7 protein-coding genes, 2 tRNA genes and 2 rRNA genes are annotated in these 16,479 nt (G+C 60.8%); 1 reads left to right on the top strand and 10 read right to left on the bottom strand.

What is annotated here, in order from left to right; translation table 11 throughout:
* The first annotated feature begins 67 nt into the window (after positions 1-67).
* Positions 68-1,018, top strand: a complete 951-nt coding sequence (locus WIN67_RS03720; RefSeq protein ID WP_110595943.1) for a LysR family transcriptional regulator — start codon at positions 68-70, stop codon at positions 1,016-1,018.
* 46 nt (positions 1,019-1,064) lie between these two features.
* Here WIN67_RS03720 and WIN67_RS03715 read toward each other — a convergent pair whose 3' ends face one another.
* The 10 genes from WIN67_RS03715 to WIN67_RS03670 all read right to left on the bottom strand — a co-directional run bounded on the left by WIN67_RS03715 (position 1,065) and on the right by WIN67_RS03670 (position 16,458).
* The gene (locus tag WIN67_RS03715) at positions 1,065-1,559 is read right to left on the bottom strand and encodes an OmpA family protein (protein WP_102878270.1); all 495 of its coding nucleotides are present in this window, start codon (positions 1,557-1,559) and stop codon (positions 1,065-1,067) included.
* Between the two features lie 14 nt (positions 1,560-1,573).
* Positions 1,574-2,842: a diguanylate cyclase domain-containing protein gene (locus WIN67_RS03710; protein ID WP_267269338.1), complete on the bottom strand. Its 1,269-nt coding sequence runs from the start codon at positions 2,840-2,842 to the stop codon at positions 1,574-1,576.
* Positions 2,839-3,420 (bottom strand): YfiR family protein, encoded by a 582-nt coding sequence (locus WIN67_RS03705; protein WP_102861706.1) that lies wholly within the window; start codon positions 3,418-3,420, stop codon positions 2,839-2,841. Before WIN67_RS03705 ends, WIN67_RS03710 begins: the two co-directional genes overlap by 4 nt.
* 116 nt (positions 3,421-3,536) lie before the next feature.
* On the bottom strand, positions 3,537-5,618 hold the full coding sequence (gene recD / locus WIN67_RS03700) for an exodeoxyribonuclease V subunit alpha (protein WP_339070650.1): 2,082 nt from the start codon (positions 5,616-5,618) through the stop codon (positions 3,537-3,539).
* Entirely contained in the window at positions 5,615-9,307 is a 3,693-nt protein-coding gene (gene recB / locus WIN67_RS03695) for an exodeoxyribonuclease V subunit beta (protein WP_339070649.1), read from the bottom strand. The genes recD and recB overlap by 4 nt, the downstream gene beginning before the upstream one ends.
* Entirely contained in the window at positions 9,304-12,756 is a 3,453-nt protein-coding gene (recC, locus tag WIN67_RS03690) for an exodeoxyribonuclease V subunit gamma (protein ID WP_110653107.1), read from the bottom strand. Before recC ends, recB begins: the two co-directional genes overlap by 4 nt.
* Before the next feature lie 164 nt (positions 12,757-12,920).
* Positions 12,921-13,036: ribosomal RNA gene (gene rrf, locus WIN67_RS03685) — 5S ribosomal RNA — on the bottom strand.
* Between the two features lie 146 nt (positions 13,037-13,182).
* Positions 13,183-16,074, bottom strand: a 23S ribosomal RNA gene (locus WIN67_RS03680).
* 221 nt (positions 16,075-16,295) lie between these two features.
* A tRNA-Ala gene (locus WIN67_RS03675) sits at positions 16,296-16,371 on the bottom strand.
* Between the two features lie 10 nt (positions 16,372-16,381).
* Positions 16,382-16,458: transfer RNA gene (locus WIN67_RS03670), tRNA-Ile, on the bottom strand.
* Positions 16,459-16,479 lie beyond the last annotated feature (21 nt).

Genomic DNA, 16,479 nt, shown 5'->3' with positions numbered 1-16,479 from the left:
GTCGGACGGTTTTTGGAGTATAGATGTGCAAACTTCTAATAAGAACGCACATAAAAACCGGTCCATCATGCAAAAAAACATCACCTCGCTAAGCACCCTGAACTGGGACGACCTGAAGTTTTTCCTCGAAGTGGCGCGCACCCGCAAGGCCAGCAGCGCGGCCAAGCGCCTGGCGGTGGACTACACCACGGTGTCGCGACGCATCGGTTCGCTGGAAACCGCCCTGGGCACCCTGTTGTTCGAAAAGTCCCGCACCAACGGTTTTGTTCTGACCGCCGAGGGCCAGCGCCTGCTGGGTTATGCCGAGTCCATCGAAAGCACCCTGCACATGGCGTGCGAGCAGGTCTCGGGTTCTGGCGTGGCGCTGTCCGGACACGTACGCATGGGCTGCACCGAGGGCTTCGGCAGCTTCTTCATCACCCCGCAGTTGAGCCACTTCCTCGATGAGTACCCGGCGATCTCAGTGGACATCCTGCCGCTGCCGCACTTCATCAGCCTGTCCAAGCGCGAGGCGGACATCGTCATTGCCCTGGAACGCCCGGAGCACGGCCCCTACGTGTGCTGCAAGCTGTGCGACTACCGCCTGCAGCTGTACGCCACCCAGGAATACCTCGACCGCCACCCGCCGATCCGCCGCCCCGGCGACCTGAGTGAGCATCAATTCATCAGCTACGTGGACGACCTGGCGTTCAGTTCCGAGCTGCTGTACCTGGCCAATGTGGTGCCCGGGGCCAGCGCCAACCTGCGCAGCACCAGCGTCATTGCCCAGTACGTGGCGGCGCAGCAGGGCCGCTCGCTGGCGATCCTGCCGTGCTTCCTGGCGGCCCAGGACCCGCGCCTGCTGCCGGTGCTGCCCAAGGAGATCAACCTGACCCGGCAATTCTGGATGTACTGCCGCGAAGACCTGCGCAAACTGAAGCGGATTACCCTGTTGTGGGATTACATCCGCGAGGTGACCGAGCAGAATCGGCCGCTGCTCATGGGGGACAGTCGCAGCATGCTGTTCGCCGCCCCCTGATCTTTAGCGGCCACAAAGCTAAAGCCGCAAAAATGTGGATCGCCGATCAGTCGGCGATCACCACGATCGACACCCGGCGGTTCTCGGTGCGCCCGGCTGCGGTGCTGTTGGAAGCCACCGGCTCGCTGCTGCCCAGACCGCGCAGCTGGATGTTCTCTTCACGCATGCCGACCTGGGTCAGCACCTTGACCACGCTCTTGGCCCGGCGCACGGAAAGCTGCACGTTGTAGGCCTCCTTGCCCGAAGCGTCGGTGTGGCCATCGACCCGGACCTTCTGGATATCCACACTGAGCAGGGCCTTGCCGATGCGCTGGACGATCTCGGTGCTGGCCTGGTTCAGGGTTTCCACATCGCTGCCAAACAGCACCTTGCCCGACAGGCCGAAGGCCCAGCCTTCATCCGTCAGTTCGAAGCCCTCCTGTTTCAGTACCGCGATCTGCTGTGGAGTCAGACCTTTGGGCGGCACGCTCTGGCAGCCGGTCAGGGCCAAGAGGGCCATCAATACCAGGGTGCTGAACAGTCGAACCGTACGTTGCGTCATTGAGAACAAGGGAATTAGCTCCTGTTTTGAACCTGAACGATAGGGAGCTCCGCCCCCACTGTGTGTTGCCCGCCTCGCGAGCCGCGCTTGGCGTGGTACATGGCCTCATCGGCAGCGTTCAACAGGCTGCCGGGAGTCACGCCATGATCCGGGTACACGGCAATGCCGATGCTCAGCGACGTCATGATCGACAGGTTGCCAGGCAATTGAATCGGCATGTCCATGCTGTGGATGATTTTGTCTGCGATGCGCTGGGCATCTTCAACCCGGTGCAGCGGGCTGAGCAGCACGGCGAATTCGTCGCCGCCCAGCCGGGCCACCAGATCCTCTTCACGCAGCTGCGCGCGAATTCGCGTGGCCACCGCCACCAGCACCGCATCACCCGCGGCGTGGCCGAAGTTGTCGTTGATTTCCTTGAACCGGTCACTGTCGAGAAACAGCACCGCCATGCGCTCGTTGAGCTTGTTGGCGCTGCGCAGTGCACGAATCAGCCGCCCCTCGAAAAACGCCCGGTTGGGCAGGCCGGTCAGGCTGTCGTGACTGGCCTGGTGAGCCAGGGTCTCATTCTCGCTTTGCAGGTGAGTCTGCCAGGCTTCCAGCTCATCGAGCAGGGCATTGAAGTCGTTGCCGAGGTTGTCCAGTTCGGCGATTTCCGCCGGCGGCACCCGCTGATCAAAGGCCCGCTCGCGCCGCGCCGCGTGGGCCACTTCCGCCAGGCTGCGCAAGGGTCCGGTGATCCCCCGCAGTTGCCGGCGTGCCAGGTACAGCGACACCCAGGCACTCAAGGCGGTACAAAGCACGATACCCACCAGACCACTGAGCAGAAAGCGCAACAAGCTGCCGCCATGGCCGGTGACATTGACGCTGCCCACTTCTCGGTTCTGATGAAGAATCGGCAAGCTGATGGGCTTTTCCAGGATCGCACTGGCAACGTGCATTTCCAGACGGGTCAGCAGACCGCTTTCCGGACGTTGCCAACTGGCCAGCAGACGGCCCTGGTTGTCATAGACCTTGGCATCGGCCACCTCTTCGGTTGAGGCAATCAGGGCCAGGGCCTCGGTGGCCACCACACTGTCGTTGAACACCACCGCCGCTTCCACGGTGTAGCTGATGGACCGGGCAATCAGGTGCAGGTTGTGATCGGCATAGACCCGCAATGCCAGGACCCCGAGGAAGGTCAGGGACAGGCTGGCCATGGAGATCGCCAACAGGGCGACGATCAGGTGACCGCGACCTATAACCGACCGCAGGGTCGGGCGGGCGTTGGGCTTGAACAGCTTCATGGCGCCGCCGGGCGACGACGCGACAGTTGCAGCACGCTGGGATGGATCTTCACCCCGCTGCGGGCCACTGAATCCAGGTTGACCTCGAACGACACTTGGTTGTCGCTGACCCGCAGGCAGAACAGGCTACCAACGGTGCACTGGTCGCCCCCCTCGCTGATGCTCAGCACGGGTTGGCCGATCAGCGAATTGAACAGGCGGCTCCGTTCATCGTTGCTCAGTTTGCCGACATAGACCGAGTCGCACTCACTGACGATTGCCGGGCTGCTGGCCAACAAGCGACGCACCAGCACCGGACGGCCGGTAGCCTGAGTAGTGCCCTTGAGCAGATCGTCGGTGTATTCGGTCGGGCCCACCACGCACAGGCGCAGTTCTGCAGGCTCCACGGGCCAGCGAGCGTAGCTGAGGATACCCAGCACCACTTGCGTCACTGCCTTGGCCCGCTGTTCCGCCAGGCTGGTAGAGGCTGACGGCTCTGGCTGCGCAATGGCAAGCAGACTGAACAGGCAAAGAATGGTCGACAGTACACACTGCCTCCACCCCAAAATGCGCTCTGTCCTGAAGACAGCCACGTCCATGCAGGGATTCTCTTTGAATTTCACGGAAATGATGCCGCAACGATAGCACAGCCCGGGAAAATGCAGCGAGCCCAGCGCCCCAAAACGGTGCTGGGCACTGGACAGCAACGCAGTGCTCAGTCCAGTTCCAGCATCAACCCGCTAAGGCGCTTGACCTTGCGCCGCACCGCCTCTTCAAACACCCCGGCCCGAGGCTCGATCAGGCTGAACCAATCCTTGGCCCGGGTGATTCCTGTATAGATCAATTCCTTGGTCAGCACCGGGTTCAGGGCGTCGGGCAGGATCAGCGCAGTATGGGCGAACTCTGAACCCTGGGACTTGTGCACGGTCATGGCGTAGACCGTTTCCACATCATTGAGCCGGCTCGGCAGTACCAGGCGTACCCCGCCCTGGCCATCGTTGCGCGGGAAAGCCACCCGCAGCACCTGACGCCCGGCTTGCGGCCCCTCATGTTCCGGCAGCTTGAGGGCGATGCCAATATCGCCATTCATCAGGCCCAGACCATAGTCGTTACGGGTCATCAGCACGGGGCGACCTTCGTACCATTGCTGGTCGCTGTCGATCAGCCGAGCCTTGAACAACGCCTGGGTGATCCGCAGGTTCAATCCTTCGACGCCCCACGGCCCCTTGCGCACGGCACAGAGCAACTGGAAGCGATCGAAGGCCTGCAGGACGTTGCGCGCCCAATCAGTCCAGCGGCGGTCTTCCAGGGCGGTGTCCGCGGGTGGACGCTGACTGCGAAGCACATTCAGGTAATGCCGATAGCCTTGTGGCCCCTCGCCGTGGCCTTCCAGCAACAGGCGCTCAAGGGCTCGGTCCTGCTCGCCCTTGAGACTCAAGCTGTACAAGTCCGCATGGCTGCGAGCCGCCAGCAGGCGCCGGGCCTCCTCGGCCTGTTGTTGATTGACCCAGCGCGCCAGCTGGCCAATGCCACTGCCTTCGCCGAAACGCCGGGAGTGGCGCAGCATCACCACCTGCTGCGCCAGGGGATGCTGGTGCCCGGTGTCTTCCTGCAAGCCGCTGGCGCCCAGGTTCTCAGCGCTGACGGCTTCCAGCCAGGCGCGAGTCTGCGGGTTGTACCAGCCGGCCTCGGCATCGCGACACAGGTCACCGAGCACCGCCCCCGCCTCCACCGACGCCAGTTGATCCTTGTCTCCCAGCAGCACCAGGCGGGCATGAATGGGCAAGGCGTCCAGCAGATTGGCCATCATTTCCAGGTCGATCATCGAAGCTTCGTCCACCACCAGCACATCCAGGGGCAGACGGTTGCCAGCGTGGTGGCGGAAATGCCGGGTGCCCGGGCGATTGCCCAGCAAGCGGTGCACCGTGGTCACCTCGCTGGGGATCTTTTCCCGTACCTCGTCGGCGACTGCCAGGGACCGCACTTGCAGGCTGATGGACTCGGTAAGGCGGGCCGCGGCCTTGCCAGTGGGCGCCGCCAGACGAATGCGCAAGGGTTTGCGCGCCTCCACCGCCGGGGCCTGGAGCAACGCCAGCAGACGCACCACGGTGGTGGTTTTGCCCGTGCCGGGGCCACCGGTGATGATGCTGAAGGCACCTCGGGTCGCCAGGGCACAGGCGAGTTTCTGCCAATCGATGGGCCCGGCAGCCTTGGCCGGGCCAAACAGCCCGTCCAGGCGCTGGGCCAGATTCTCCGGAGTCGCTTCCGTCGACGCCAGGCGCTGGCGCAGGGCATTGTCGATCCGCCGTTCATAGGCCCAGTAGCGCCGCAGGTACAGGCGCTTTCCGGACAGCACCAACGGCCGCTGCTGGGACGCCTCGCCGTGATCAGCCGACAGGGCCACCAGCCGGCTGCCGGCCAGGACCTTGCACCAGTGCGCCCCCTCCAGATTCGCCAACACCTGGGAAGGCAGCACCGTGGCACCGCCTTGCGAATCCCCTTCCGGCGGCAGCGACAGAGCGAAATCCGGCTCCTTGAGGGTTTCGAACAGGTCCAGGCAGACATGCCCATGACCCAACTGGTGACTGGTCAGGGCCGCGGCCATGAGCACCAACGGATCGCCGCCGGGGTCCAGCTCATGGAGGAAGCCGACAAAGGCCTTGTCCAGGGCCCGCAGCCAGCCACGCTCGACCCAGCGCTCGAGCAACAACAGCAGGTCTTCGGCGCGAGCCAGGGGCGCCAGCTCTAACTGGGGCGCTGGCGGCTCGGCCAACTGGGCAAACAGATCCTGGGTCATAACAGCACTCCCTGTTCCCAGGCAGGCTCGGCCTTGGGCGGCTCGGGCTGGCCCTGGAACATGCGGTCGAGGCGTTCGATCAACTGCCGTGGCGGCCGGGCAAAGTACGCGCCCTGGCTCGCGGAGCGGCTACCGCGTAAGAACAGGTACAAGGCGCCGCCGATGTGCCGATCGTAATCGTAGTCCGCCAACCGGGCCTTCAACTGCCGGTGCAGCGCCAGCAGGTAGAGCACGTATTGCAGGTCGTAGCGGTTGTCGAGAATCGATTGTTCCATGGCCTGCTCGGTGTAGGCCGCGTCGTCCACGCCCAGCCAGTTGGATTTGTAGTCGGCCACGTAATAGCGGCCCTGATGTTCGAATGTCAGGTCGATGAAGCCCTTGAACATGCCATTGAGCAGCACCGGCTCGGCGGTGACCCGAGGCGCGCCCTGGTGGGTCTGCTGACGCACCAGCTCGTCGAGCTTGAGCACGTCAACCTTGTGGCTGGCAAACCAGAACTCCATTTCGACCCGGTACTGGGTCAGTCGCCCCAGCACCACTGGCGGTTGCCCATCCCCCACAGGCAGGGGCGCCTGCAACAAGTGCTGCAGCCAATCGCTGAGGGTCAAAATCCAGCCTTGCCAGCCGCGACGATTGCAACGGCGGGCGATGGCATCCTCGATCACCGCGGGGGCGGCGGCAAAACCCTCCTCCCCGGCCCATTCCAGCAGACCGTGGAGGAAAGTGCCGGGGTTCGGCCCCCGGGGAAACCGGTGAATATCGCCACCACTGGCGACGACTTCCCGAGGGGCCTCGGGGTCCAGCCGCTCATCGTCGAAGAGCTTCTGTGCCTGGGGATTTTCCGGTGCTTCGGTGCTGCCGCTGCCCAAGGTATCGCTGATGCGCAAGGCACTGTAGGAGGCGATCCACCAGTTCTCCGCCGCCCGTCGAATCGGCTGCAACGGGGCCAGCAGCCTGGCGTCATTGCGCGGTGGGTAAAAGCGCTGGTCATCGGCCGCAGGCAGCTCGCTGACACCGATGGCCTCACAGCCTTGCTGCAAGTCCAGGAGCCAGCGCAGCAATCCCTTGGACTCGCCCAACAGGGCACCGCCGCCAAGCAGGTAGCCCAGGGCCGACAAGTGCAACACCGAGCTGCTGTGGTTGCCGCGCTTGAGGTCGGCCACTCCCAGCCAGCAGGCATGCTGGGCCCGGGTCAGGGCCACGTAGAGCAGACGCAGATCTTCCGCCAGACGCTCCTCATCGGCTTGGGCGATCAGCTCCGGCGTCGGTCGCAAACTGACCTGGGCCTTGCCGGCAGCATCGTGGTAATGCAGCGGCAGGCGACTGCCATCCACCGGTTTGGTGGAGCAGATGAAGGGCAGGAACACCAAGGGGTATTCCAGGCCCTTGGACTTGTGGATGGTCACCACCTTGACCAGTTGCTCGTCGCTTTCCAGGCGCAGGATCTGCTCTTCACCGGCCTGCCCGGACAACGCCAGATGCTCGGCCAGATGGCGGATCAGCGCCTGCTCACCGTCCAGTTCCGCAGCGTTCTGCTGCAACAACTCAGACAGGTGCAGGAGGTTGGTCAGCACCCGCTCGCCGTCGCTGCGGGCCATCAGCGCCTGGGGCAGCTGGAAGTCATGGAGCAAGCGTCGGAGCATCGGCAGCACGCCCTGGCTGCGCCAGATCGTGCGGTATCCGCGGAACTGCATGACTCGGGCTTCCCAGGCCAGTTCGTCCTGGTTCAGCCGCTCCAGTTCCACCAGGGACAGGTTCAGGGTCAGGGAGGCCAGGGCGGCCCGCAGCGGACGCTCCACATCCGGTTCGGCGCAAGCCTTGAGCCACACCAGCAGGTCCCGGGCTTCCTGGGCGGCGAACACCGAGTCCTTGTCCGAGAGGTACACGCTGCGCACCCCGCGGGCGGCCAGTTCACCGCGCACCGCCTGGGCCTCCTTGCCGTCGCGGACCAGGATGGCAATATCCGCCGGCAACAAGCCCTTGAGTTCCTGCTGGTCGCGGACAAAGCCACTGCGCCCCTGCTGACCGCCATTGAGCAGATCGACAATGGCACTGGCACAGGCCGCGGCCTGCTGCTGGCGATACTGGGCCCCGGACAGCGGCTGCTCCGAGGGCAGTTGCCAGAAGTTCAGCGCTGGCACCGCTTGGCCATCCACCAGCAGGCGCTCCTTGCGGCCCTGAGCGGCTACCGCCAGGAAGGGCACCGGGTTCTCGCCATCCTCTTCACGAAACAGGAAAGCCCCCTGCCCTTGCTGGCGCTGTTCGGCTTGCAGGAACACATGGTTGACCGCACTGACCATGGCCTGGCTGGAACGAAAGTTGGTGCCCAGGGTATGCAAGCGTCCCGCGGTGGCCTGGCGGGCCCGCAGGTAGGTGTAGATGTCGGCGCCACGGAAGGCGTAGATCGCTTGCTTGGGGTCGCCAATCAGGAACAGCCCGGTTTCGGGGTCGTTGGCCTCGATGCGGTAGATGCTTTCGAAGATCCGGTACTGCACCGGATCGGTGTCCTGGAACTCGTCGATCAGGGCCACCGGGAACTGCTCGCGGATCAGAGTCGCCAGGCGCTCGCCGCCATCGCTTTGCAGGGCGCTGTCCAGACGCAGCAACATATCGTCAAAGCCCATTTCGGCGCGGCGACGCTTCTCTTCTTCAAAACGCGCACCGACCCACTGCGCAGCATGCTGCAGGACTGCGGCGTCCGGGCTGGGCAAGGCGTCAAGGCTGGCCTTGAGTCCAGCCATGGCATCGAGCCCCGGGTGCTGCGGAGCTTCACCTTTCCAGGCCTCGCTCATTCCGTCTGGGGTCAGGCGGGTGAAGCCGGTGCCAATATCCAACTGCTCAACGGATTCGTCCTCGGCCCAGGCAATGATCTTTTCAAACCAGGGCTCGAAGAAGCGGGCCTGCATCTTGCGGCCGTCGACACTCTTGCTGGCAACGCCTTGCAGACAGATCTCCCGCAACTCCACCGCCCATTGCCGCCAGGGCGCCTTGAGTTGCACCAGCGCTTCCCGACGCTCCTGCAAACAGGCTTCGATCAATTCACTGGGGGTCTGTTCCGACGGCTCACGACGCTCGCTGCCGAACATTGCCCGCACCCGGGGCAGCAATTGGGCCGGGCCGACCCAGTTGGAGCGCACCCAGTTGAGCGCATCGCCCTGCATCGGATAGCAGAACAAGCGCCAGTAATCGCGCAGCACCTGACCCAGCAGATCGCTGTGGTCGGTTTCCAGGGTCTGGGTAAACAGGCTGCCGCTGTCGAAAGCGTGCTCGCGGAGCATGCGTTGGCACCAGCTGTGAATGGTGGAGACGGCGGCCTCATCCATCCACTGCGCGGCGATGTCCAGGCGGTTGGCGCAGGCGGCCCATTGTTCGGCGGGGTACTGCTCCCGCAGCTCGACGATCAGGCTGTCGGGGGCGCTGGTTTCGTCACGGAAGAAACGTGCGGCCTCCGCCAGACGGGTGCGGATGCGTTCGCGCAATTCCTTGGTGGCGGCATCGGTAAAGGTCACCACCAGGATCTGCGGTGGCAGCAATTCGCGACCAAAGCCTGCGGACTCGCCACCGTGGCCCAGCACCAGACGCAGATAGAGCGCGGAGATGGTGAAGGTCTTGCCGGTGCCGGCACTGGCCTCGATCAGTTGGCTACCCCGTAGCGGGAAGGCCAGGGCCAGAGGGACTTGTTGAGTCATGCGCCGGCCTCCTCGCCGAGGGCTGAACGCCAGGGGGCGTCCAGCAGGGGGCGATAGAGTGTCTCGGCCCAGCCGCTGAAGGTTTCATCAGCGATCAGGGCGTTGTAGTCGGCGAATTGCCGAGCCAATGCCGGGCTTTCTCGACGCTCGCCTTCACTGTTCTGACCATCGCCATCGTAGGTCTTGCGGGCCGCGGCAGCGGCTTTGTCAGGATCGGTCTGGCCCAGCCAGGCGAAGGCAGTCTTGACGGCCACCGGCAGTGGCTGACGCATGCCCGATTGCCAGGCCAGCAGCAGATTGCCGAGGATCGCCCGAGCCTGATCCTGTTCCAACGGCGGCAACAGCAGGCTGTCATCGCTGGCCACCAACGCGGTGGTCAGGGAGTAACCGCTGGCGCAGGCCAGCAGATGGTTGATCCAGGGCTTGATCAAGCGGTGCCATTTGCGGGTTTTGAGCGAACCTATGCCGTTGGGAATGGTGGTCACGGCCAATAGCCCGCCATCCGCCCGTTGATGCAGGTGGCTCAACCAGCCTTCCAGGCGCACGCCCTGCAACTCCAGGCTGACAGGCAATGCACTGGTGACCGGGGTTGGCCACAGATCCAGCAGTTGCCGGTAGCGCTGCAGCAAGTCAGGCAGGGGCTCCATGAGTTCGCGCTGCAGGCACTCGCCGAAACCGGCCATGGGCAACAGGCCGCTGGCTTGCAGCCTTTGCGCCTGGGCCTGCAAGGCCTGATCCGGGTGTGCGGCATCGCTCAATGCGGCCTCCAGCAAGCTGTCGCTGAGGCTGTAGCGTTGCAGGGCGTCGAGGACAAAGGGCTCCTCGTCAGCCAGTGGTGCTTCCATGGCTTCAAAAAACACCTTGAGCCGTTGGCTGAAAAAGTGCCGTACCGGGTTGCGCAGAAAATCCTGCAACTGGGCCAGGCTCAAGGGCTCATCCTGTACATAAGGCTCGAGGCGTTCGGTGGTGCTGGTTTCTGCCGGGGCCTGATGCAGCACCTGCCACTCCCGGGCGTAACTGAACAGGACGTCATTGTCATGAAAGTAGCGGGCACTGAAGGGCTGCAGCGGGTGCTCCTGGGTCAGGGCCTCAAGCAGGGACTGCTGCGCATCGGCCAATCGCCAGCCACCGGCCAGATGATCGCGCAACTGGCCGATCAGCACCGAGGCAGGCCGTTCGCTGTTATCGCGGATGCTGCGGCCAACCCAACTGACATAGAGTTGGTCCCGGGCTGAGAGCAACGCTTCGAGCAGCAGATAGCGGTCATCTTCGCGTCGGGAACGGTCGCCGGGGCGGTAGTCGCTGCCCATCAGGTCGAAGTCCAGGGGCGGTTGCGCCCGTGGGTAGTCACCGTCATTCATGCCCAGCAGGCACACCAGCTTGAAGGGGATTGCACGCATCGGCATCAGGGTGCAGAAATTCACGGCGCCGGCGAGGAAGCGCTGGGACAAGCGGCCCTGATCAAGGCCCGCCAGCCAGGCTTCACGCACCACGGTCAGGGGCAATTGATCTTGCAGACCGACGGAGTCGCAGGTTTCCAGCCAGTTTTCCCGAAGGTCCTCGAGCTGGCCCAACAGGTAATCGTCATGCTCGGTGCTAGCCAGGAAGAACTGTTCCAGCAAGTGCTGCAGGCGCTCGCCCCATTGGGCTGGCACAGCAGGCTGGGTGAGTTGCTGGTAGGCAATCTGCAGGGCATCCAGCAGTGCGACCAAGGGGCCGATCAGCGCGGCATCCAGGCCGCCGATTTCGTCATAAGGCTCAATGCCGTCGCAGGCATCGGAGCGGCCGACCGCATATCCCAGGAGCATTCGGCGCAGGCCGAAACGCCAGCTGTTTTGCTCAAGCTCCTGGGGCAGTCCCAATTCGGCACGTTGTTCGGCGTTCATGCCCCAACGGATGCCGGCACCTTCGATCCAGCGGTGCAAGGTAGGCAGGTCGGCTTCATCGACACCAAAACGCGCACGCAATGCCGGGACGTCCAGCAGGTCGAGAATCTCACTGACCGGGAAGCGGCTGTCTGGGAGTTTGAGCAGGTGTTCGACGGCGATCAGCAACGGGTCGCGACCGCGCTGTCCCTGGTCGGTGAGGGTAAAGGGAATGAAACGTCGGTCATCACGCTCCAACTGGCCGAATACCGCACGGATATGCGGGGCGTAGCTGTCGATGTCGGGGACCATGACGATCACATCGCGAGGTCGCAGGTCGGGCTCGGCGCTGAAGCGTGCCAGAAGCTGGTCGTGGAGGATTTCCACCTCGCGCTGGGCACTATGGGCAATGTGAAAACGGATCGACTGGTCCTGCTGGAGATCGACTTCGGGCCACAGTTCGCGAGTCTCGTTGAGGGGACGCAGCTCGAGGATATCGTCCTGCAGCTGCTGAAGCATGGTGCGTGGCTGGCTGTCGCTGAACAGGTCGATGCGGCCATCACGGAAAGCCGCGCGATAACTGTTGGGGTCGTCGTAGCTGTCCAGCAGGTTGATGTAGTCACGGCCCTGCTTGCCCCAGGCGGCCAGCAACGGATGGGCATGCTGGTGCAGGGTTTGCGGGTCCAGGGCCAGTGGCATACCGGCTTTGCGCGCCTGGCGTTTGTACTGATGGCGCAGCAGATCCTTGTCGGCAACGATGTCCGCCCAGTGATGGCGACAGGGGTTGTGCACACAGAGAAGGACTTGGCTGAAACGGGCCAATCCGGCCAAAGCCTCCAAGGCCTGGGCCGGCAAGGAAGAAATACCGAAAACGATCACCCGTGACGGCAGGCCAGCGGGAGCTTGATCCAGGTTATTGATCCGCTCGATAAAGCGTTGGTGGACTCCGGCTCGGCTCTGGGCCATGCCCTCGGTACCCACATCCAGAAGCAGTGCTCGCCACAGTTCGGCTTGCCAGCAGTTGGCGGGGGTCAGGGCTTTGGCTTCGCCACGAACGTTACGCAGTGAATGGCGTCCAGCGGCCCAGTCCTCCAGCCAATCGGCCCGATAGACCTGGTACTGGTCGAACAGGTCGGCAAGGCGCTCTGCCAGTTGGTAGCGTTTACGCAAATCACTGTCGTGGGTCAGGAAGCGCTGCAGGGGTTCGAAGTGGGGCTCATCGATCAGTTCTGGCAGCAGGCGCATCAGACGCCAGGTCAGCGGGGCTTTGTCCAAAAGGGATTTAGGCGGGATTTCATCGCGTCCCAATACCAGGCGATAAAGCTGCCACATGAAGCTGCCAGGCAATTGCACATCGATGGCGGCGGCAATGCCGCAACCGCCGGAGTCGTCCTCTTCAGGATCTTCAGCCAGGGCCAACTTCAGCCATTGCGCGATGCCATTGCTCTGCACCAGGGCGATTTCATTTTCCAGAGGGGCCAGCGGGTAGCGCCGCATCCAGCTGACCACCAGGCTGCGCAACTCGTCCAGGCGGTTACCGTGAACCACCATAAAACCTGGGGTGAGGGACGAGGCGTCCGGCATAAGGGCTTCCTTGGAGAATACAAAAAGCTAGGCCGGAACCTTAGCACTGTCACGAGGTGGTGGCAGCCGGAGCGAGCAAACAGCACAAGAGAAACCGCTGCAGCTTTTCTGTCGCGCAAAAACAAAACCCCAATTGCTTTCGCAATTGGGGTTTCGGAATTTAATCTTGACGATGACCTACTCTCACATGGGGAAACCCCACACTACCATCGGCGATGCATCGTTTCACTTCTGAGTTCGGGATGGGATCAGGTGGTTCCAACGCTCTATGGTCGTCAAGAAATTCGGTAGCCAGTCCGTTGCTCATGCAACGTGCCAGCGAATGGGTATGTAATAGATTTGTGTGTTGTGCAAACTTTCGGTTTGTTTCGTCTTCACACACCGCAATCTGGTCTCTTTCGAGTTCGCAAATTGCTTGGGTGTTATATGGTCAAGCCTCACGGGCAATTAGTATTGGTTAGCTCAACGCCTCACAGCGCTTACACACCCAACCTATCAACGTCGTAGTCTTCGACGGCCCTTTAGGGGATTCAAGATCCCAGTGAGATCTCATCTTGAGGCAAGTTTCCCGCTTAGATGCTTTCAGCGGTTATCTTTTCCGAACATAGCTACCCGGCAATGCCACTGGCGTGACAACCGGAACACCAGAGGTTCGTCCACTCCGGTCCTCTCGTACTAGGAGCAGCCCCTCTCAAATCTCAAACGTCCACGGCAGATAGGGACCGAACTGTCTCACGACGTTCTAAACCCAGCTCGCGTACCACTTTAAATGGCGAACAGCCATACCCTTGGGACCGGCTTCAGCCCCAGGATGTGATGAGCCGACATCGAGGTGCCAAACACCGCCGTCGATATGAACTCTTGGGCGGTATCAGCCTGTTATCCCCGGAGTACCTTTTATCCGTTGAGCGATGGCCCTTCCATACAGAACCACCGGATCACTAAGACCTACTTTCGTACCTGCTCGACGTGTCTGTCTCGCAGTCAAGCGCGCTTTTGCCTTTATACTCTACGACCGATTTCCGACCGGTCTGAGCGCACCTTCGTACTCCTCCGTTACTCTTTAGGAGGAGACCGCCCCAGTCAAACTACCCACCATACACTGTCCTCGATCCGGATAACGGACCTGAGTTAGAACCTCAAAGTTGCCAGGGTGGTATTTCAAGGATGGCTCCACGCAAACTGGCGTTCACGCTTCAAAGCCTCCCACCTATCCTACACAAGCAAATTCAAAGTCCAGTGCAAAGCTATAGTAAAGGTTCACGGGGTCTTTCCGTCTAGCCGCGGATACACTGCATCTTCACAGCGATTTCAATTTCACTGAGTCTCGGGTGGAGACAGCGCCGCCATCGTTACGCCATTCGTGCAGGTCGGAACTTACCCGACAAGGAATTTCGCTACCTTAGGACCGTTATAGTTACGGCCGCCGTTTACCGGGGCTTCGATCAAGAGCTTCGCGTTAGCTAACCCCATCAATTAACCTTCCGGCACCGGGCAGGCGTCACACCCTATACGTCCACTTTCGTGTTTGCAGAGTGCTGTGTTTTTAATAAACAGTCGCAGCGGCCTGGTATCTTCGACCGGCATGAGCTTACGGAGCAAGTCCTTCACCCTCACCGGCGCACCTTCTCCCGAAGTTACGGTGCCATTTTGCCTAGTTCCTTCACCCGAGTTCTCTCAAGCGCCTTGGTATTCTCTACCCAACCACCTGTGTCGGTTTGGGGTACGGTTCCTAGTTATCTGAAGCTTAGAAGCTTTTCTTGGAAGCATGGCATCAACCACTTCGTCACCTAAAAGGTAACTCGTCATCAGCTCTCGGCCTTAGAACCCCGGATTTACCTAAGATTCCAGCCTACCACCTTAAACTTGGACAACCAACGCCAAGCTGGCCTAGCCTTCTCCGTCCCTCCATCGCAATAACTAGAAGTACAGGAATATTAACCTGTTTTCCATCGACTACGCTTTTCAGCCTCGCCTTAGGGACCGACTAACCCTGCGTCGATTAACGTTGCGCAGGAAACCTTGGTCTTTCGGCGTGGGTGTTTTTCACACCCATTGTCGTTACTCATGTCAGCATTCGCACTTCTGATACCTCCAGCAAGCTTCTCAACTCACCTTCACAGGCTTACAGAACGCTCCTCTACCGCATCACTTACGTGATACCCGTAGCTTCGGTGTATGGTTTGAGCCCCGTTACATCTTCCGCGCAGGCCGACTCGACTAGTGAGCTATTACGCTTTCTTTAAAGGGTGGCTGCTTCTAAGCCAACCTCCTAGCTGTCTAAGCCTTCCCACATCGTTTCCCACTTAACCATAACTTTGGGACCTTAGCTGACGGTCTGGGTTGTTTCCCTTTTCACGACGGACGTTAGCACCCGCCGTGTGTCTCCCATGCTCGGCACTTGTAGGTATTCGGAGTTTGCATCGGTTTGGTAAGTCGGGATGACCCCCTAGCCGAAACAGTGCTCTACCCCCTACAGTGATACATGAGGCGCTACCTAAATAGCTTTCGAGGAGAACCAGCTATCTCCGAGCTTGATTAGCCTTTCACTCCGATCCACAGGTCATCCGCTAACTTTTCAACGGTAGTCGGTTCGGTCCTCCAGTCAGTGTTACCTAACCTTCAACCTGCCCATGGATAGATCGCCCGGTTTCGGGTCTATTCCCAGCGACTAGACGCCCTATTAAGACTCGCTTTCGCTACGCCTCCCCTATTCGGTTAAGCTCGCCACTGAAAATAAGTCGCTGACCCATTATACAAAAGGTACGCAGTCACAGAACAAAGTCTGCTCCCACTGCTTGTACGCATACGGTTTCAGGATCTATTTCACTCCCCTCTCCGGGGTTCTTTTCGCCTTTCCCTCACGGTACTAGTTCACTATCGGTCAGTCAGTAGTATTTAGCCTTGGAGGATGGTCCCCCCATATTCAGACAAGGTTTCTCGTGCCCCGTCCTACTCGATTTCATGACTAAGAGATTTTCGCGTACAGGGCTATCACCCACTATGGCCGCACTTTCCAGAGCGTTCCGCTAATCTCAAAGCCACTTAAGGGCTAGTCCCCGTTCGCTCGCCACTACTAAGGGAATCTCGGTTGATTTCTTTTCCTCAGGGTACTTAGATGTTTCAGTTCCCCTGGTTCGCCTCTTGCACCTATGTATTCAGTACAAGATAACCATCTTATGATGGCTGGGTTCCCCCATTCAGAGATCTCCGGATCAAAGTCTGTTTGCCGACTCCCCGAAGCTTATCGCAGGCTACCACGTCTTTCATCGCCTCTGACTGCCAAGGCATCCACCGTATGCGCTTCTTCACTTGACCATATAACCCCAAGCAATCTGGTTATACTATGAAGACGACATTCGCCGAAAATTTGCAATTTAACTCACAAATTTTACCTTAGCCTGATCCGTTACCAGTGAAAGTAACGTTCAGTCTATCTTTCTATCACATACCCAAATTTTTAAAGAACGATCTAATCAAAAGACTAGAAATCAACATTCAAGCAGAATGCTCATTTCTAAGCTTTCAGAAGCAGTTTATGGTGGAGCCAAGCGGGATCGAACCGCTGACCTCCTGCGTGCAAGGCAGGCGCTCTCCCAGCTGAGCTATGGCCCCATAACAAAATTGGTGGGTCTGGGCAGATTCGAACTGCCGACCTCACCCTTATCAGGGGTGCGCTCTAACCAACTGAGCTACAGACCCAATTTCGAGCTTGTAACTGTT

Origin of the sequence: Pseudomonas idahonensis (assembly GCF_037903935.1) — a bacterium.
Taxonomy (GTDB): Bacteria; Pseudomonadota; Gammaproteobacteria; order Pseudomonadales; family Pseudomonadaceae; genus Aquipseudomonas; species Aquipseudomonas danubii.
Note: the sequence above shows the minus strand (reverse complement) of the source record. Positions and strands in the feature narration are given on the sequence as shown.